The organism is Nocardia sp. NPDC050630 (assembly GCF_044457245.1).
Taxonomy (GTDB): domain Bacteria; phylum Actinomycetota; class Actinomycetes; order Mycobacteriales; family Mycobacteriaceae; genus Nocardia.
The window spans coordinates 169,910-187,269 of sequence record NZ_JBITGN010000010.1 but is presented as its reverse complement, the minus strand read 5'-3'; the positions used below and the strand labels follow the sequence as shown (position 1 = coordinate 187,269).

The following is a 17,360-nucleotide window of genomic DNA, read 5'->3' as shown; positions in this document are numbered from 1 at the left end:
CGACCGCTCAATCGGAGAGCGGGGCGTACAGATCGACGCTGTTGCCGTCCGGATCCAGGATCGTCGCGTACCGCTGGCCCCAGAAGGCGTCCCACGGCTTCAGTTCGCCGCGGTATCCGGCATCGATGAGTTCGCTGTAGACCGCGTCGACCTCGGCGGGATCCGCGCACTGGAATGCCAGCCCGAGTCGCCCCGCGGACGTCGGCGGCTGCCAGTCGGAGTGGAACGACTTGATCACGGCCTCGGTATCCAGTGTCAGGCGCATACCGCCGGGGAGCGTGGCCTCCATATGCCCCTCATCCGCCTCCGGGAACTCGAGACCCAGGCGGCGGTAGAAGGCGAGTGAGGCGGCCATATCGCTGACGACAATGCCGATGACATTGAGTTGTGGAGTCATATCCGCAGCGTATGCCGCACTTCGGCGGGCGTCTTGAATAAATCGGACTCAGCAGGCGGTGGCCGGGATCAGTTCCGCGATGAGGTTGTCCACCAGGATACGGATCCGGTCGCGGATCGAGCGCACGATGGCGATGTCCTCATCGGTCGCATCCGGCAGCATCCAATCGCGATAGCTGATACCGGGGAAGAACGGGCACACATCGCCGCAGCCCATGGTGACGACGACATCGGACATCGCGACCGCGTCCACGGTCAGCAGCTTCGGCGCATGGGCCGAGATATCGATATCGAGTTCGGCCATGACCGCGACGGCGGCCGGATTGATGGTGTCGGCGGGCGCACTCCCGGCGGAGTGCACATCGATGCGGTCGCCGGCGAGCGCATCGAGGAATCCGGCGGCCATTTGCGACCGGCCCGCATTGTGGACACAGATGAACAGCACGCTGGGCTTGTGAGCCATGTGCGGGAATACCTTTCAGGCTGGTGCGTGGTGCTGGGCGCAATGTCGGGATTGTCGGACGGTTGCACCTGGTCTGCGTCGGAGGGTGCGTGATACGTATACCAGGACGGGCGGCATATGTTTCGCGACGAGGGGGGCGACTTTGTCCGCCAAGGCATCTCGAGCCCCGGCGCTCGAGAGTTGTTGCCGTACGCGGCATATCGGTCAAGAAGAAACCGGTCGGTCAGGAATTCGGCATTTTGCCTGGATACGACGCGGCCCGCGGTGCCGGAGCGGCAACCGCGGGCCGTGCACGCACGCGAGGCGTCACATGGGACGCAGATCAATCACCTTGCGCAGCCGCGCGCGATCGCGCTCGAGCCGCCGGGCCTCGTATGCGATCGGGAAGTAGCGCACCCGCTCCGGCAATAGCGGCACCGCGCGGGCGACGAACCACCCCAACGCCTTGAGCTTGCGCTCATCGGACTCCGACCACGTCAGGCCGAGCTTGCGCCGGGCCGCCTCCGGAGTCGTGCCGACGGTCACGAAGTACTGCAGCCGACCGACCGGCGCGACCATGCGCTTCCAGGCCGGGTGCAATGCCCGCGGCAATTGTTCGGGCGGTGCCACCGACTGGATCACCCGCAGGTAGTCGTGCGCGGTGCCGGTCTCCTGTAGGTGGTTTTCCACCATATCGGCGAAGAACTTCTCGAATTCGGTGTAGTTCGCCGGAATCTCCTTGGGCGGCACCACAAAATTGCGCATGAGCTGCACCGTCTCCTGGTAGTACGCCTCCTTCTCGTCCGGGGTGAGCGGGCGGCGGGCAAAGTATTCGGCATTCTCGGTGAAGGCGAAGGTGCCGGTGTGCAGCACCCAGGCCCACGGCCCGGAGGCCAGCGCCTTGTGTCGGACACCATCGGCGGTGGTGGTGTTCAGCGAGGCATGCATCTTGCGCAGGCGATCCGCTTCCGCGATCGCCTCGTCGCCGCCGTACACCCACATCATCACCGAACCGATGCTGCGCACCGCGCGTCCGAGTGGATCGGTGCGGAAGGTGGAGTGTTCGTCGACGACGGCGGCAATGGTCGGTTCCATGGTCTGCAGCAGAAATGCCGAACCAGCGGTGAGGGAGAAGGTGATCAAGCCGGTCTCGTCCCACATGCGCGTCCCCGGTGCGAACGGGCGGCGCTCCGGTGCGGTCCGTGAATCGGCGTCGGATGCGACGGCGGTCATTGCGATCTCCTTTGATCGACCATCCAAGAACTTGAGAGACTTAGTGTAGCAATCTCTCATCGCCTTGGCTTGTCGACCGATCGTCCTGGGCATCGCTGACACGGCCCCCTAGGCTGAATCAATGTGACGACCGACTGGCGCAAACGGGACGGGCGGATCGGTGTACTCACCGGCGCGGGCATCTCCACCGATTCCGGCATTCCCGATTTCCGCGGCCCCCGCGGCGTGTGGACGAAAGACCCCATCGCCGAACTGTTGTCGACCTACGATGCCTACCTCTCCGATCCGGAGCTGCGCAAACGCTCCTGGCTGGCCCGCCGCGACAATCCTGCCTGGCAGGCCCAACCCAATGCCGCGCACACCGCACTGGCCGATCTGGAACGGGCCGGGCGCACCATCACGATCATCACCCAGAACATCGACCGGCTGCATCAGCGCGCCGGATCCTCACCGGGCCGGGTGATCGAAATTCACGGCAATATGTTCGAAGTCGTTTGTATCGGTTGCGAATACCAGACGAGCATGGCCGCCACCCTGGCTCGCGTGGCGGCGGGCGAGGCGGATCCGCCCTGTCCGGCATGCGGCGGCATTCTGAAATCCGCGACCATCATGTTCGGCCAGCAAATGGATCGCCGCACCATGACCAAGGCCGCGCTGACCGCCGAGTCCAGCGATATCTTCCTGGCCGTGGGTTCCTCGCTGCAGGTCGAGCCCGCCGCATCGATGTGCGCGATCGCGGTCGACAGCGGCGCGGATCTGGTCATCGTCAATGCCGAACCGACGCCCTACGACAGCATCGCCACCGAGGTCATCCGCGAACCCATCGGCACCGCCCTACCGCGCTTGGTCGCCGAAATACTGGCAAGTTGACGCTACCGCGCTTGGTCGCCGCACTAGTACTGGCGAGTTGACGCGCGACTCTGCCCCAACGGAGCGAGTCTTACGGGCGACCCGTTGGCGGTCCGAGCCGTCCAAGCACACGCGACGCAGGCTAAACACCACCGAGTACCCGCTCGACGTAGCCGTTGGCGAAGCGGCCTTTTGGGTCGAAGCGGCGGCGCACCTCGGCGAAGTGATCCCAGCCCGGGTAGCGCGGCCGTAGTGTTTCGGCGGTCTGGAAATGGCGTTTGCCCCAGTGCGGGCGGCCGTTGTACTTGTCGAAAACTGCCTCGCAGGCGCGGAAATACGGTTCGAAGTCCATGCCGCGGTACTGATGCACGGCGATGTAGCAGGTGTCGCGCCCGCTCGCGGGGGAGAGGTACGCGTCATCGGGGGCAACCCAGCGCACCTCGATCGGCATCGGCGTATCGAACTGCATGGCGAGTTTCTTGATCTCGCGAATGGCCGCTACGGAATATTCGCGCGGGATCGCGTATTCCATCTCGGTGAAGCGAATAAGCCGAGGTGAGGCGAAGACTCGATAGGAGCGGTCGACCTGGCGGCGGTAGCTGCCCGCATAGGCAGCGCCGCGATGTATCCACGGCACCAGCCGGGGCTGGCGCTTGCCGAGTCGGCACAGCGCGTCGAAGGCGTAGTTGGACATCAGGATGTCGGCAAACCAGTCCGCGGCCCTACCGCGCGGCTGTTCCGGCAGGTCGACGGGGTTGTTGCGTTTGGTCATCGCCAGTGGGCTGTGCCCGAACATATAGAACTCGAAATGCTGGTTGCCGTCGACATGGGAGTCCAGATCGGCTAGGACCTCCTCGACCGGAACCGGGCGCTCGATTCCCTCCAGCACGAACGACGGCACCAGCTGCAAGGTGACCGCGCTGATCACGCCGAGTGCCCCCATGCTCACCCGTGCCGCGCGCCAGCCCTCCGGATCGGACTCCTCGTTCAACTCGACCCGGCTGCCATCGGCGAGTACCAGCTCGATGGATTGCAGTGCGGCCGAAAGGTTTTGCAGTGTCGCGCCGGTGCCGTGGGTGGCCGTGGCGGTCGCGCCCGCGATGGTCTGTACGTCGATATCGCCGAGATTGGGAAAGGCCAGGCCGAGCGGATGCAGCGCATTGCTCGCGGCATTGAGGGTGATACCTGCCTCGACTCGCACGCGTCCGGTCTCCCGATCCACATCGAGGATGCGGTTCAGCTTCGCGAGGTCGAGCAGAATGCCGTCGGTGAGTACGGCATCGGTGAACGAATGACCCGCACCGGCGACGCGTACGGTCTGTCCGGTGGTGGCCGCGCGGCCGATGATCTCGGCTAATTCTTCGGTATCGCGCGGGGTGGCGATGGTAGCTGGCGCACACCGCTGATCCCCGGCCCAGTTCCCCCACGAATTGGTCATGTGTCCAACTGTAAGGGGTGGCTCGGACCGGCGCTAGATGTGTCCGGTTTTTGCGCGCTAGCGCTTGCGGCCCGCGCAGGCGAACGACTTGGCGCGTTCGACTTCTTCGTCCGTCAAGGGGGGCGCTGGTAGTGGTCGGCGTGGCGTGTCATCGCTGCGCACGCCGTTGAGTGCGATGGCCATATAGCGCTGCCAGGAATTCGGATTCACCGGCTTGGAGAACTCGGCCAGCGCATCGACCATGTGGATCAGCGCGAAGAAGTCCGATGGCTCGATATCGGGCTGTAGAGCACCGGCTTCGCGCGCGCGATCGATGACCGCGGCGATGGTCGGCTTGATCCGGTCGCGCAGCTGGGCGAAGCGCTCCAGATCCTCCTCGAGTTCGAGCATGACCTCGCTGAAGCCGCGATTGGTAGCGAGATGGGTGCAGGCGTACTCGAAGAACTGAACCAGCCCCAACCAGGGGTCCGGGTGCTTGGCCGCGGTCTCGGCGGCGACGGCGAACTCGCCGACATTCTGTTCGAAGACCTCGGCGATCAGTTCCTTCTTATTGGCGAAGCGCCGGTAGACGGTGCCGACGCCCACCCCGGCGCGTTCGGCCACGTCATCGAGGGTGATCTCCAAGCCGTGATCGGCGAAGAGCTGGCGGGCTGCCTCGACGATGCGCTGCTGATTGCGGGCAGCGTCGGCGCGTAGACGCCGAGGTGGAGGCACGGTAGTGGCGGGATTCACAGTCACATCCTAGCAATAAGCGGGATTAAGTGGAGGAGTTGTCTCCGTTATTGTGTTAGCTTAACTCGGAAAGCGGAGGAAATACCTCCGGATCAAGCCTCGAGACAAAGGGGACACATGACTACCACGTTGGACCGTGGGGCACTGGCCCCCGAGAAAACCGACTCGGGCCGCCGCGGCTCGCACGCCCTGCGCTGGTGGGTGCTCGCCGTACTAGGCGTGGCTCAGCTCATGGTGGTGCTCGACGCGACCGTCGTGAATATCGCGCTGCCCGCAGCGCAACAGGACCTCGGTTTCAGCGATGGCGATCGGCAGTGGGTCGTCACCGGTTACGCTCTTGCCTTCGGCAGCCTGTTGCTGCTCGGTGGCCGACTCAGTGACCTGTTCGGCCGGCGTAACACCTTCATTATCGGCCTGATCGGATTCGCCGTGGCCTCCGCGGTCGGCGGCGCGGCCACCAGCTTCGAAATGCTGGTCGCGGCTCGCGTCGGACAGGGCGTCTTCGGCGCGCTGCTGGCACCCGCCGCCCTATCGCTGCTCACGGTGACTTTCACCGAACCGAGTGAGCGCGCCAAGGCCTTCGGCATATTCGGTGCGGTCGCCGGCGCCGGTGGTGCCATCGGTCTGCTGCTCGGCGGCATGCTCACCGAATGGGCATCGTGGCGCTGGGTGATGTTCGTGAACCTCGGCTTCGCCGCGGTCGCGCTGACCGGCGCGGTGCTGCTGCTGGCCAAGCACGTGGTGACGGAGCGGCCCCGGCTCGATATTCCGGGCACCGTCGTGGTGACCGCCGCACTGTTCGGCATCGTCTACGGGTTCTCGCACGCCGAGTCGACCAGCTGGGGCAACCCGGTCACCCTCGGTTTCCTGATCGGCGGCGCGGCACTGCTCGCGGTGTTCGTGGCGCTCGAGACCCGGGTCGCGAATCCGCTGTTGCCACTGCGCATCGTGCTGGACCGCACCCGCGGCGGTTCGTTCCTGACAGTGTTCGTCATGGGCATCGGAATGTTCGCGATCTTCCTGTTCCTGACCTACTACATGCAGCTGAGCATGGGGTACTCGCCGATCAAGACCGGTCTGGCGTTCCTGCCGATGGTGGCGGGCATGGTCGTCTCCTCGACCACGGTCCCCTCGCTGCTGCTGCCGAAGGTCGGTCCGAAGATCGTTGTCGCCGGTGGCTTTCTGGTCGCCGCGCTCGGCATGGCATGGCTGACCCAGATCAGCCTCGACAGCAGCTATGTCGCGAATATCCTGCCAGCCCTGGTCCTGATGGGCCTCGGTCTCGGTGGCGCGATGTCGACCGCCTTCCAGGGCGCGACGGCCGGTGTGCACCACGAGGATGCCGGTGTCGCCTCGGCGATGATCAACACGAGCCAGCAGGTCGGCGGCTCGATCGGCACGGCGCTGCTGAGCACCATCGCCGCCTCGGCCGCGACCGACTACCTGTCATCGCATACGCCGGGTCCGCTGGCCGTGGCGCAGGCCCAGATCGAGAGCTACACGACCAGCTTCTGGTGGGCCACCGCGATTTTCGTGGCCGGTGCGGTGATCACCGGATTCCTGATGCCGAATACGGTTCCGGCTCCGTCGGAAGGTGAACCGGTAATCGTGCACTGAACTGTTCCGCTCGAAAAGCACAGCGCCCGCATCAATGACGATGCGGGCGCTGTGCTTTCGTCGATCGCCTCGGCCGTCACCGGGCCGAAGGCCCCAGCTGCCACGAAGCCGAACAGTTGCTGGCGCCCATTTTTCGCCGTCTTCCAAGGCGTTTCGGATCTCGCCCTCGGTGCCGCCGTCATCGCTGCCGACCTGTGCCCGTAGGGGTGGCCGGGAACTTCGGCCGAACATTCCCACCATTCGTACGTGCTCAGCGCCCCGTGTCAACGAACGATGCTGTTCATGGTGCGTCCCGTCGTCCCGGATGTTCGGCTCGGCCGACCCGCCCGTTAGCATTGCGCCGGTGACATTCGGCTCGGCAGGAGGTCAGCGCATGGCTCAGCGGGCCCGCAACCCTGCCGTCGAACCGTTGGTGCTGGTGGTGATCTCGCTCGGCGGTGGTCTCGGCGCGCTGGCGCGCTATGGCATCGGCGTGTGGTGGCCTTCGCAACCGCATCAGGTCCCCTGGGCGACCTTCACGATCAATGTCGTGGGATGCTTTGCGATCGGAATTCTGATGGTTCTGATCACCGAGGTGTGGGTAGCCCACAGACTGCTCCGCCCATTTCTCGGTATCGGCGTGCTCGGCGGCTTCACCACTTTTTCCACCTATAGCCTCGAGGTTCGTAGACTGCTCGAATCGGGTGCCGCGGTCGAGGCACTCGGCTATCTCGGGGGAACAGTGGTGGCCGGACTGGGGGCGGTTGTGCTCGGCATGTTTTCGGCACGGTCGGCTACTGGTACGGCACGGCGGATGAGTTGAATAGTGGACAGCGCGACGGAAGGGGGTCAGGCGATGAAAGATTCACCGACGGGCACTGGTCCGGCGGCGGGACAGTGGCAGTCGGCGGCGCGGCTGACGGTGCTGCTCGACGAGGACGACAAGTGGCGGCACGGGCCCCTGTACCACGAGATCGTGCGGCGCGCCCGCGACACCGGACTGGCCGGCGCCAGCGTGTGGCGCGGTGTGGAGGGTTACGGGTCGTCCTCGCGCATCCACACCAGTCGGATCCTCGATCTGGCCGAACACCTACCCGTACTGGTGATGATCATCGACGAGACCCTGCGGTTGCGCGCCTTCGTCGAACAGAATTCCGAGCTACTCGCTACGGTGAATGTCGCATTGTCCGAAGTCGAGGTCTGGCAGCCGACGCTGGGGGTCGCCCGATGATGGTGGTGCTCGTCCTGGTCGGCGGCATGATCGGTGCGCCGGCGCGGTATCTCATCGACCGTGCGGTGGCCGCGCGATTCGAATCTCTGCTGCCGCTGGGCACATTGACCGTTAACATTGTCGGTTCGGCGTTGCTCGGTGGACTGATCGGCGTCGGCGCGAACCACTGGCTGCTGGCCGCCGCGGGAACAGGTTTCTGCGGCGCGCTGACCACATTCAGCACCTTCGGCTACGAGACGATCAGGCTCGTGGCCGAGGGCGCCTACGCCTATGCGGTGGGCAATGTGGTGCTCAGCGTCGTGACCAGCTTGACCGCGGTGTTCGTCGCCGCGGCCACGACCCAGTGGTTGTGGACATGATTTTGATGACGAGCCGGGCGCAGCCGACACGGAAGGGAGACCCGAGCATGGCCCATGATCGAGCCGGGCGACCCGCGCGTCCCACTGACCTCGAGGACATCGCGCGTCTGGTGACGGCCTACTACAGCCGCATCCCCGATCCGGCCGAGCCCGCACAGCAGGTGGCCTTCGGCACCTCGGGGCACCGGGGCTCGAGTCTGGACACCGCGTTCAACGAGGCGCATATCCTGGCCATCACCCAGTCGATCGTGGAATACCGTGCCACGCGCGGGATTACCGGTCCGGTCTATCTGGCCCGCGATACCCACGCGTTGTCCGAACCCGCCTGGACCACCGCGCTCGAGGTGCTGGCCGCCAACGATGTGACCACGATGATCGACGCGCGCGATCGCTACACACCCACGCCCGCGCTGAGTCATGCGGTGTTGCGGCACAACCGCGGTGGGGCCAAGCATCAGGCCGATGGCATTGTCGTCACGCCATCGCATAATCCGCCGCGCGACGGCGGCTTCAAATACAACCCGCCGCACGGCGGTCCGGCCGACACCAAGGCCACCGATGCCATCGCCAACCGCGCCAACGAACTGTTGCGCAGCGGCTTGGCCGGGGTGCGGCGGACCACGCTGCGGCATGCGCTGGAGAACTGCGTCGAGCGCTACGACTACCTCGACCACTACATCGCGGATCTGCCGAATGTGTTGAACCTGGACGCCATTCGTGGTGCCGGGATCCGGCTCGGCGCCGATCCGATGGGCGGAGCCAGTGTCGACTACTGGGAGGAGATCGGACAGCGCTACGACCTCGAACTCGAGGTCGTCAACCCGTTCGTCGATCCGACCTGGCGGTTCATGACACTGGATTCCGACGGCAAGATCCGGATGGATCCGTCCTCGCGCTATGCGATGGCCTCGCTGATCGCGATCAAGGACGATTACGACATCTCCACCGGCAACGACGCCGACGCGGATCGGCACGGCATCGTCACACCCGATGGCGGTCTGATGAATCCGAACCACTTTCTCGCGGTCGCCATCGAATATCTGGTCGCGAATCGGATGGGTTGGGATGCGCTCACCAAGATCGGCAAGACGGCGGTGAGTTCGTCGATGATCGACCGAGTGGTCAGCGTGCTCGGGCGCGATGTGTACGAGGTGCCGGTCGGCTTCAAATTCTTCGTACCCGGATTGTTCAGCGGTAGTCTGGCTTTCGGCGGTGAGGAAAGTGCGGGCGCATCGTTCTTGCGCATGGACGGCACGGTGTGGACCACCGATAAGGACGGCATCCTGCTCGCCTTGTTGGCCACCGAGATCGCCGCCGTCACCGGCCAGAGCCCGTCGGCGCGCTATGTCGAACTCGAGAAGCGCTACGGCAGTCCGGCCTATGCCCGCATCGACGCCGCCGCGACCCCGGAACAGAAAGCACTGCTCGGTAAGTTGACACCGGACATGATCACCACGAAGGAGATCGCCGGTGAGCCGATCACCGCGGTCCTCACCCGAGCCCGCGGCAACGGCGCCCCCCTCGGCGGCCTGAAGGTCACCACCGAAAACGCCTGGTTCGCCGCGCGCCCCTCCGGCACCGAAGACAAGTACAAGATCTACGCGGAGTCCTTCGAGGGCCCAGAACACCTGACCCAGGTCCAAGCGGCCGCGGAAGAAGTGGTGGGGCAGGCGCTGTCCGGTGAGTGATAGATCGACCGCGGGGTCGTCGGAGTCGCTGGGTTCGGGAGCTTCGGCGGGGAAGGCAGCGGCGTCGGGTGGGTCGGCGTCCAGGGCTTTGCCGGTGGAGATCTGGGTACTGATCGGGGCGTCGTTTGTTATCGCCGTGGGGTTCGGCCTGGTGGCCCCCGTATTGCCGCAGTTCGCGCGGGGGTTCGGGGTCGGGGTGGCGGCGGCTTCGGCGATTGTCAGTGCGTTTGCGTTGATGCGGCTGCTGTTCGCGCCGGTCAGTGGGCGATTGGTGCAGCGGCTGGGGGAGCGGTCGGTGTATCTCGGCGGTCTGTTGATCGTCGCGGTATCGACGGGGGCCAGTGCGTTTGCGCAGAGTTATTGGCAGCTGCTGGTGTTGCGGTCGGCGGGTGGGGTCGGGTCGACGATGTTCACGGTGTCGTCGCTGGCACTGGTGATCCGGATGTCGCCGCCCGCGCAACGTGGGCGGGTGTCCGGGCTGTGGTCGACGAGTTTTCTGATCGGGTCGGTGAGCGGGCCGCTGGTCGGCGGCGCGCTCGCCGGGCTCGGGTTGCGGGCGCCGTTCCTGATCTATGCGGCGGCGCTGCTGCTCGCGACCGCGGTGGTCTATGTGAATCTGCGGCATTCGACCCTGGCCGCACCGGAACCGGTGGGCGGGTTGCGGCTGATGTCGTTCCGGGAGGGATTGGCCCGGCCGGAGTATCGGGCGGTACTGCTATCGAATTTCGCCAATGGTGCTGCGGTATTCGGGGTGCGGATGGCGCTCGTGCCGCTGCTCGTTGTCGAAGTGCTGCATCAGAAACCGGGCATGGCAGGTGTCACCCTGACCGTGTTCGCCGCGGGAAATGTGGCGGTGCTTTTCGCGTCCGGCAGGCTCTCCGACCGCTTGGGACGCAAACCATTCCTGATCACCGGATCGCTGATCTGTGCGGCCGGTACCGCCGGACTGGGTCTCACGTCGAACCTGCCCTGGCTGCTGATGACCTCATTCGTCGCCGGGCTGGGCTCGGGCATGTTCACTCCCGCTCAACAGGCCGCGGTCGCGGACGTCATCGGACCGAAGGCGCGCGGCGGCCCGGTCCTCGCGGGCTTCCAGATGGCAGCCGACCTCGGCACCGTCATCGGCCCGGTCGCGGTAGGCGCCGTGGCCCAACACTTCTCCTACGGCCTCGCCCTCGCACTGACCGGCGCACTACTCGCCATCGCAGCCGCGATCTGGGCACTCGTCCCGGAACCGCTGCACCGCCGAGGCGTCGCATCGAAACTGGAAACCGCTGTGGACTCCCCGCCCGGCTACACCTACGGCCCCCACGACGCCGAGTCCCCCACATCCGACTCCCAAGGAAACGACTACGCCTCCCGCTGACCTGGACGTCTGATCACTATGTAACCCTGCAGGCCTCCCCCGACGTTTGCCTGCGTGAATGCACCGTGATCGACGGTCGAGAACGCACCCCGCGCGCGGGTTGGCGTGTGGTTGGGGCAGAGTGGTCGGAGTGAGCGAATCGGGATCGAAATACACGCCGCGGCCGATGTCCAGTGCGACCACATATGCGCTCGGTGGCGTGGCGCTCGCGCTCATCGTGTTGATCGTGATCCTGGCTTTCCGGTGGGGACGCGACGACGCCACGATCCGCAATGACGGATACGGGTCGGTGCACAGCGCGGACATTCACGCGGTCCTGGACCAGAACAACGGCACGATTCTGCTCGGCCGCCCGGATGCGGCGAAGACCATCGATGTGTACGAGGATCCGCTGTGCCCGTCCTGCGGTGCGCTGGAGCGGCTCTATGGTCAGGAGATCGCGCAGCAGATCGACGAGGGCAAACTCGCCGTCCGATATCACCTCGTGACCTTCCTCGACCCGAAGTCGAAGAGCAAGGACTATTCGACCCGTGCGGTCGCCGCGAACGAATGTGTCGCCGATAACGGTTCGGGCCCGGTGTATTCGAAATTCCACGCGCTGCTGTTCACCTCGAAGCAGCCGAAGGAAGGCGGCGCGGACCTCAGCAATGACGATCTCGCGAATGTCGCCAAGGAATCGGGCGCCTCGCTGGAGGCGGTGCAGTGCATCAGCTCCGGCGCGAAACTCGACGCGGCCAAGATCCACGCCCAAATGGCCCGCGCGGCGCTGACCGATGCCAACGGGGAGGTCGCCACGCCAGCCGTCTTCGACGGAAAGAACAAGGTCGACGTCAACAACCACGAATGGGTCGTCGACCTGACCAAGTGAATCGTGCCGGGCGGTGGTACCGCCCGGCACGACCCAGCTACCCGGCGGGTTCGGGCTCCGGCTCACTCTTCACGATCTCGGCCAATTCGCGCTCGACGAGCTCGTCGTGCGCCTTGGCCTGCGCGGCCGCCTTCTTCGGACTCCAGTGTCCGGCCATCAGGAAGACGAACGGTAGGAACACCACCTGCGCGGCCAGGCAGATCCACCACCAGCGTTCCCACTGCTTCGGTGAATCGGCTTGCGCCTGCTGCACTTCCGTGGCGTGCGCGGCCAGATAGGCCTGATCATCTGCCGGGATGGTGCCGACCGACTGCAACTGCGCAGCCGCCTGCGCAAGTTTGGGGCCGACGGTCGCCGCCACCGCGAGGTCGGCGGCCGGAATCTGCTGCACGGCTTGCAGGCGCGCGATCGCCTGATCCACCGGAATGCCGAACTTCTTAGCGACCTGTCCGACCGCCGCCATACCTGCGTTGGCATCGGCCGGATTCGCGGTCAGCGCGGCCAATGTCGCCGAATCAATGGCCTGCAGCGTCGCCAACTCCTGCGGGTAGCGGGTGTTGAGACCGACGGTGGTCTGGATATCGGCGGGTGAAGCGCCGGTCAGTTTGGTCAGCGCGGTGATCTGTGCGGCCTGATCACCGGAATTGTGCTGCAGTGCCGCAAGGGTTTCCGTGCCGACAGTCTGGATGGTCGCGAGTTGCTGGGCGTATTTGTGCGCGATCTCCGAGAGCCGGGGTCCGTAATTGACCAGCGGACCGGCCGCGTTCACCACGATCAGCAATCCGAACAGCACCACGGTGACAACGCTGCGCAGTGTGCCGCCCCACACCGCGAGCCCCACCGCGGTAGCGGCCGGATTACGAGCCTCGACCGTCTCGGTGAAGCTCGCCATCCAGGTGGAGTAGGCAATGCCGGTGCCGACTGCGATCACTACGAAAACCGCGGCGAACGAGTAGTAACCGGTATCGGGCTGATCGGTGTAGCCGATGAACAGGTACATGCCGACGATGCTGATGAGCGCGCCGACAATCATGAACGGCTTGCGCACCTTCAGTTTGTCCGACACGATCCCGGCCAGCACCAGGGCGATCGCATTGGCGGCCCAGTACCAGTTGCCGAGCGCATTGGCCTTGGCTGGGCTGAAGCCGAAATTCGTCGCCATATACACCGGTAGGAACGACACGATGGTGTAGAAGAAGGCGAGGAACAGGCTGATCGCCAACGCCGAGCCGATGATGTTGGGGCGCAGCATCTGTCGCCACACGCCCTGCTCGAGTTCCTTGACGTCCAGACCGCGGGCGCGGGCCTCGATCAGCGCACGGTCGCGCAAGGTCACCATGATCTGGTCACGCAGTTGCGGGCTCAGTTCGCGCAATCCGATCACCGCGACCACCGCGATGACGAGGCTGATCACACCGCACAGCCGATAGTGGTACTGCCAATCCGGATGCGCGTCGAGCGTGTGGGTGGAGATCTGCGTCGTGACCAGTGCGCCGATGACCGGTCCCAGTGTCCAGAAGCCCATTGCCGATGCCCGGTCCAGTTGCGGGGAGAAGTCGCGAATCAGTGCCGGTGTGGCCACAAGCACCGCACCCTCGACAATGCTGACCAGGCAGTACACGAACAGGTACTGCTCTTTGGTGGTCGTCGCGGGCACCGCGAACAGGGTCAGCAGCGAGCAGATCACCACGCCGTAGGCGACGATATTCGCCCGCCCCCACCGATCCAGCACGCCCGCTAGCACCGAGGCCACCGCGCCGAAGGCGGCGCCGATGATGAAGATCCAGACGAAGTAGGCGAAGGACAGGTCGAAGTAACCGATGAGTTCATTTCCAACGGCGCCGGTGACGAATAGTTGGTAGTAGAGCGCGATCGAGGCGATGACCACGACGGCCAGGTACCAAGAACGGGCGGGTGTATCGGGATAGTGCGGTAGCTTGCGTTGCCACAGCCCCGTGAGCAGGGTGGGTGGATCCGCAATCTGGGTCGAGCTCATGGTCGAGATGCCTTTCTAGCCACGGCATTTCGTAAAGGACCTGAGCCGTGCATGGATCAGGGCGATTTGCCGGGTGGACACAGGGTAGTGAGATGGATCACTGCCCGCAGCTGTTTCGGACCATGAGAGCGCTCGATTTGCGCAATTGGAATAGACCGTACCAATGAGTGGGACTATTGGTTGACGCCGCAAGTATCTCGAGCTGGGGTGGGGGTTGTGAATTCGGCCGCCGCAGAGTGATTTTCGAATCCCAGATCGGGCGGATATTCGCCGGAATAGAACGGCGGTTGCGCGCCGGATTGCTGGAAATAATTCCGGCACTGGTGATTTCGTTGATCGTACTGACGACAACGGGGCCCGTGCACGATGGCACGGACCCCGCTAGGTCTATCCGGGCTTACAGGTAAGCGCCGCACACGGGCCAAGCGCCCGGGCCCTGGGTGGCGAGCACGTTCTCCGCGACGCGGATCTGCTCCTCACGGCTGGCGTTGGCCGGGCTGCCCGAGCCGCCGTTGGCCGACCAGGTGCTCTGCGTGAACTGCAGACCGCCTGCGAAGCCGTTACCGGTGTTGATGCCCCAGTTACCACCGCTTTCGCACTGCGCGACGGCGTCCCAGTTGTGGCCGGATGCCGATGCGGTGGCGGTGGACAGGCCGAACGGAACGGCGGCGATGGCACCGGCGACGGCGGCGATTCCAAGGGCACGGGTGAACTTGCGGTTCTGAGTCATGTGTATTCCTGGCTGCGCCCGCTCGGCCCCGGCGGACTTCCGCCGTGTCCCTGCCCCCAGCGATGTCGGGGATCCTCGAAACCGCGGGGCAGGGTTACCGGCGTTCAGCAGTTCGAGTTCGAGCTCGTCGCATTGATCCGAGCTGTCGACGACGACGCTAGCGAAGAATTCACGACAGATCACGTTGAGATAACGTCCGAATTGTCTCGACCAAAACTGTGGATTATCGGCATTCGCCCAGTTCGAATGCGTAAAAATGTATATATACGACCGTTCGTGATAGTTACGTTATGTGTTTGGGATCACTACGAAATAGTGACCTGGATCGCGTTTGAGCTCCGGATCCTGGGATGTATGTCCGGTTCTGCCGCTGGTCCGTCTCGGTGTGGATGGTGAAGTTGTTATCCGCTGTGGTATTTGTGAATCCCGCTCAGCTCCGGTTCGAGTCTCACAAATCGGGTTTTGCGGCGTGCGCGCGCTTTGTGACGACAGGAACTGGCTGGTCAGAAGGTTGACGTCGCACGGTCACTCCTCGGTAGCCGATGGGCGTGTCGGGTACATCGGTCGGTCGAGAACGACATCAGAGCTCACCGATGTAGTCAGGCGGGCGTTGGAATCGGCCGATTCCATACTCCGTGTCCATTACGAGATGGCCTGGACCATTCCATCGGCCGCGGACTGTTCGATGGCGGCTAGCAGCCGGTGGTGACGTAGGGCGGTCTCGAAGTTGGGATGTGGTTGCCTGGCTTCGGTAATGGCCTGAGCGACCTCCTGGTAGAGGGCCGCAATGTTGGCCGGTGGGCCGGACTGGACGCTGGCGGGCACGGTGCGATAGGTGTCGGGCACAGCCAGGGCCTCGTCGCCGATCCGGATATTCCAGTCGCCCCAGTGGATGAACGTCCCGGGCTGGGCTGAGGTGGCGGTCAACGTTGCGTCGCTGCCGACGAGCTCGAGGCGGAACCCGTCCCGGGCGGGCCCGTTGCCGCCATGCACGGCGACCGAGGTGGTAGCGCCGCTGGCCAGCACTCCGTGCAGCAGCACGTGACTGGGCGTGGCGTTGGGCACAGTCCGCTCCGCCCCGGCGACGAGCACGCGGTCGTGCATTCGGGGCAGCCGTGCGGAGACTTCGGTCAGTGAGCCCGCGACTTGTTCGAGTGTGGCCAGGAAGTGACCGGCCATGATGGTCAGGATGTTGGTTCCCTCCGAAGGGTCGAGGCCGAACACCAGGTTCGGCGGTATTCGACTGCCGCCCCAGGGGGCACCCTCCGCCACCAGTGAAACCGATTCGAGCATGCCGATTCGACCGTCGGCCAGGAGGTCTGCGGCGAAGCGGACGCTCGGGGAGTGATGGCCCTGGAGGACGACCGCATGAACGACTCCGGCGGCGGTGGCGGCTTCGGTCAATTCGCCCGCTTCGTCGGCGTCGACGCCCAGCGGCCACTCGGACACGACGTGCTTGCCGCCGTCGAGTGCTGCCCTGATCACGGCGGCATGTCCGGAGGCCTTCACCGAGACGACGACCAGGTCGACCTCGGGGTGCGCGGTGAGTTCACCTGCGTCGGCGAAGGCGTACCGAGCGCCGTGGGCGGCGGCCGCCCGGTCCGCGCTGGCCTGGTGGGTCGTCGCGACCGCGGTCACGTCGAACTCCTCGAGCGCTGTGAGCGCGGGCAGGTGCGAGCCGTCCGCCCAACCGCTGGCCCCGACAACTCCGACTCGAATCATGTGCGCTCCTTAGTTGTGTACCTTTCGGTATGAAACTAGGTGGCGCAGAGCTCTCACGCAAGAGATAATGTACCGATAGGTAAAAAACTGGAGCGAGCACGGAGGACGGCATGCCCGGCGGACGCCCCCGCTCATTCGACGCAGAAACCGCACTCGACCGCGCGCTGGAGGTGTTCTGGCGGAACGGCTACGAGGGCGCCTCGCTGACCGACCTGACCGCCGCGATGGGCATCAACAAGCCGAGCCTGTATGCCGCCTTCGGTAACAAAGAGGAACTGTTCGGCAAGGTCCTCGCCCGCTACCTCCACGGCCCCGGTGCCTACACTGCCGAAGCGCTGGACGCGTCCACCAGCCGCGAGGTCGTCGAACGGCTGATCCGCGGGGCCGTCGACCTGACCGCAGGCGAAAGCACGCCCCATGGTTGCCTGTGCGTCAAGACCGTTCAAGCCTGTGGACCCGACGCGCACGCTGCACGCCAGGACGCCGTCGCGGTACGCAAAGCCGGCGAGGCGGCGCTGCGCAGACGGCTCGAGCAGGCCACCGACCTGCCGTCCCACCACGAACCAGCCGCCCTGGCCGCACTCATCCACACAATCTCGGACGGCATCGCCGTCCAGGCCGCGGCCGGGCGCAGCCGCGACGAGCTACTGCAGATCGGCACCTCGGCGCTTCGCGCCATCCTGGGCGAAGGCGCGCAGACCACGCCCTGACAAA

At 65.1% G+C, this 17,360-nt stretch carries 17 protein-coding genes; 9 read left to right on the top strand and 8 right to left on the bottom strand.

What is annotated here, in order from left to right; genetic code table 11:
• Positions 1 to 7: 7 nt before the first annotated feature.
• From ACIBG0_RS24980 to ACIBG0_RS24970, 3 genes are all read right to left on the bottom strand, one after another.
• Complete coding sequence (locus ACIBG0_RS24980; protein WP_397035384.1) at positions 8 to 397, bottom strand: VOC family protein; 390 nt, start codon at positions 395 to 397, stop codon at positions 8 to 10.
• A gap of 48 nt (positions 398 to 445) precedes the next feature.
• Complete coding sequence (locus ACIBG0_RS24975) at positions 446 to 859, bottom strand: arsenate reductase ArsC (protein ID WP_397035383.1); 414 nt, start codon at positions 857 to 859, stop codon at positions 446 to 448.
• Between the two features lie 306 nt (positions 860 to 1,165).
• Complete coding sequence (locus tag ACIBG0_RS24970; RefSeq protein WP_397035382.1) at positions 1,166 to 2,071, bottom strand: oxygenase MpaB family protein; 906 nt, start codon at positions 2,069 to 2,071, stop codon at positions 1,166 to 1,168.
• A gap of 123 nt (positions 2,072 to 2,194) precedes the next feature.
• Between ACIBG0_RS24970 and ACIBG0_RS24965 the strand changes: the two genes are divergently transcribed.
• Positions 2,195 to 2,941 carry an SIR2 family NAD-dependent protein deacylase gene (locus ACIBG0_RS24965; protein ID WP_397035381.1) on the top strand — a complete coding sequence of 249 codons (747 nt, stop codon included), beginning with the start codon at positions 2,195 to 2,197 and terminating at the stop codon, positions 2,939 to 2,941.
• 121 nt (positions 2,942 to 3,062) lie between these two features.
• Here ACIBG0_RS24965 and ACIBG0_RS24960 read toward each other — a convergent pair whose 3' ends face one another.
• Both ACIBG0_RS24960 and ACIBG0_RS24955 read right to left on the bottom strand, forming a co-directional pair.
• Entirely contained in the window at positions 3,063 to 4,358 is a 1,296-nt protein-coding gene (locus ACIBG0_RS24960; RefSeq protein WP_397035380.1) for a D-arabinono-1,4-lactone oxidase, read from the bottom strand.
• Positions 4,359 to 4,415: 57 nt separating this feature from the next.
• Entirely contained in the window at positions 4,416 to 5,090 is a 675-nt protein-coding gene (locus ACIBG0_RS24955; protein ID WP_397035379.1) for a TetR/AcrR family transcriptional regulator, read from the bottom strand.
• Between the two features lie 117 nt (positions 5,091 to 5,207).
• Between ACIBG0_RS24955 and ACIBG0_RS24950 the strand changes: the two genes are divergently transcribed.
• The 7 genes from ACIBG0_RS24950 (at position 5,208) to ACIBG0_RS24920 (ending at position 12,198) form a co-directional block, all read left to right on the top strand.
• Positions 5,208 to 6,707, top strand: a complete 1,500-nt coding sequence (locus ACIBG0_RS24950; protein WP_397035378.1) for an MFS transporter — start codon at positions 5,208 to 5,210, stop codon at positions 6,705 to 6,707.
• Positions 6,708 to 7,080: 373 nt separating this feature from the next.
• A complete protein-coding gene (gene crcB / locus ACIBG0_RS24945; protein WP_397035377.1) occupies positions 7,081 to 7,509 on the top strand; it encodes a fluoride efflux transporter CrcB in 429 nt (142 codons plus the stop codon).
• Positions 7,510 to 7,542: 33 nt separating this feature from the next.
• Positions 7,543 to 7,917 carry a DUF190 domain-containing protein gene (locus ACIBG0_RS24940; protein WP_397035376.1) on the top strand — a complete coding sequence of 125 codons (375 nt, stop codon included), beginning with the start codon at positions 7,543 to 7,545 and terminating at the stop codon, positions 7,915 to 7,917.
• Positions 7,914 to 8,276 carry a fluoride efflux transporter CrcB gene (gene crcB / locus ACIBG0_RS24935; protein ID WP_397035375.1) on the top strand — a complete coding sequence of 121 codons (363 nt, stop codon included), beginning with the start codon at positions 7,914 to 7,916 and terminating at the stop codon, positions 8,274 to 8,276. Before ACIBG0_RS24940 ends, crcB (ACIBG0_RS24935) begins: the two co-directional genes overlap by 4 nt.
• Positions 8,277 to 8,323: 47 nt before the next feature.
• On the top strand, positions 8,324 to 9,964 hold the full coding sequence (gene pgm / locus ACIBG0_RS24930) for a phosphoglucomutase (alpha-D-glucose-1,6-bisphosphate-dependent) (RefSeq protein WP_397035374.1): 1,641 nt from the start codon (positions 8,324 to 8,326) through the stop codon (positions 9,962 to 9,964).
• A gap of 28 nt (positions 9,965 to 9,992) precedes the next feature.
• Positions 9,993 to 11,330 (top strand): MFS transporter, encoded by a 1,338-nt coding sequence (locus ACIBG0_RS24925; RefSeq protein ID WP_397035494.1) that lies wholly within the window; start codon positions 9,993 to 9,995, stop codon positions 11,328 to 11,330.
• A 130-nt stretch (positions 11,331 to 11,460) separates the two neighbouring features.
• Entirely contained in the window at positions 11,461 to 12,198 is a 738-nt protein-coding gene (locus ACIBG0_RS24920; RefSeq protein ID WP_397035373.1) for a DsbA family protein, read from the top strand.
• Between the two features lie 37 nt (positions 12,199 to 12,235).
• Here the strand turns inward: ACIBG0_RS24920 and ACIBG0_RS24915 are convergent, their stop codons facing one another.
• The 3 genes from ACIBG0_RS24915 to ACIBG0_RS24905 form a co-directional block, all read right to left on the bottom strand.
• A complete protein-coding gene (locus tag ACIBG0_RS24915) occupies positions 12,236 to 14,194 on the bottom strand; it encodes an MFS transporter (protein WP_397035372.1) in 1,959 nt (652 codons plus the stop codon).
• 397 nt (positions 14,195 to 14,591) lie between these two features.
• A complete protein-coding gene (locus tag ACIBG0_RS24910) occupies positions 14,592 to 14,924 on the bottom strand; it encodes a transglycosylase family protein (RefSeq protein WP_397035371.1) in 333 nt (110 codons plus the stop codon).
• A gap of 642 nt (positions 14,925 to 15,566) precedes the next feature.
• Positions 15,567 to 16,646, bottom strand: a complete 1,080-nt coding sequence (locus tag ACIBG0_RS24905; protein ID WP_397035370.1) for a Gfo/Idh/MocA family protein — start codon at positions 16,644 to 16,646, stop codon at positions 15,567 to 15,569.
• A 110-nt stretch (positions 16,647 to 16,756) separates the two neighbouring features.
• Between ACIBG0_RS24905 and ACIBG0_RS24900 the strand changes: the two genes are divergently transcribed.
• A complete protein-coding gene (locus ACIBG0_RS24900) occupies positions 16,757 to 17,356 on the top strand; it encodes a TetR/AcrR family transcriptional regulator (protein ID WP_397035369.1) in 600 nt (199 codons plus the stop codon).
• The last annotated feature ends 4 nt before the right edge of the window (positions 17,357 to 17,360 follow it).

Bases quoted from the DNA above. Each gene is read 5' to 3' on its own strand.
- ACIBG0_RS24980 (WP_397035384.1), bottom strand. From the start codon at position 397: ATGACTCCACAACTCAATGTCATCGGCATTGTCGTCAGCGATATGGCC.
- ACIBG0_RS24975 (WP_397035383.1), bottom strand. From the start codon at position 859: ATGGCTCACAAGCCCAGCGTGCTGTTCATCTGTGTCCACAATGCGGGC.
- ACIBG0_RS24970 (WP_397035382.1), bottom strand. From the start codon at position 2,071: ATGACCGCCGTCGCATCCGACGCCGATTCACGGACCGCACCGGAGCGC.
- ACIBG0_RS24960 (WP_397035380.1), bottom strand. From the start codon at position 4,358: ATGACCAATTCGTGGGGGAACTGGGCCGGGGATCAGCGGTGTGCGCCA.
- ACIBG0_RS24950 (WP_397035378.1), top strand. From the start codon at position 5,208: ATGACTACCACGTTGGACCGTGGGGCACTGGCCCCCGAGAAAACCGAC.
- crcB (WP_397035377.1), top strand. From the start codon at position 7,081: ATGGCTCAGCGGGCCCGCAACCCTGCCGTCGAACCGTTGGTGCTGGTG.
- ACIBG0_RS24940 (WP_397035376.1), top strand. From the start codon at position 7,543: ATGAAAGATTCACCGACGGGCACTGGTCCGGCGGCGGGACAGTGGCAG.
- crcB (WP_397035375.1), top strand. From the start codon at position 7,914: ATGATGGTGGTGCTCGTCCTGGTCGGCGGCATGATCGGTGCGCCGGCG.
- pgm (WP_397035374.1), top strand. From the start codon at position 8,324: ATGGCCCATGATCGAGCCGGGCGACCCGCGCGTCCCACTGACCTCGAG.
- ACIBG0_RS24915 (WP_397035372.1), bottom strand. From the start codon at position 14,194: ATGAGCTCGACCCAGATTGCGGATCCACCCACCCTGCTCACGGGGCTG.
- ACIBG0_RS24910 (WP_397035371.1), bottom strand. From the start codon at position 14,924: ATGACTCAGAACCGCAAGTTCACCCGTGCCCTTGGAATCGCCGCCGTC.
- ACIBG0_RS24905 (WP_397035370.1), bottom strand. From the start codon at position 16,646: ATGATTCGAGTCGGAGTTGTCGGGGCCAGCGGTTGGGCGGACGGCTCG.
- ACIBG0_RS24900 (WP_397035369.1), top strand. From the start codon at position 16,757: ATGCCCGGCGGACGCCCCCGCTCATTCGACGCAGAAACCGCACTCGAC.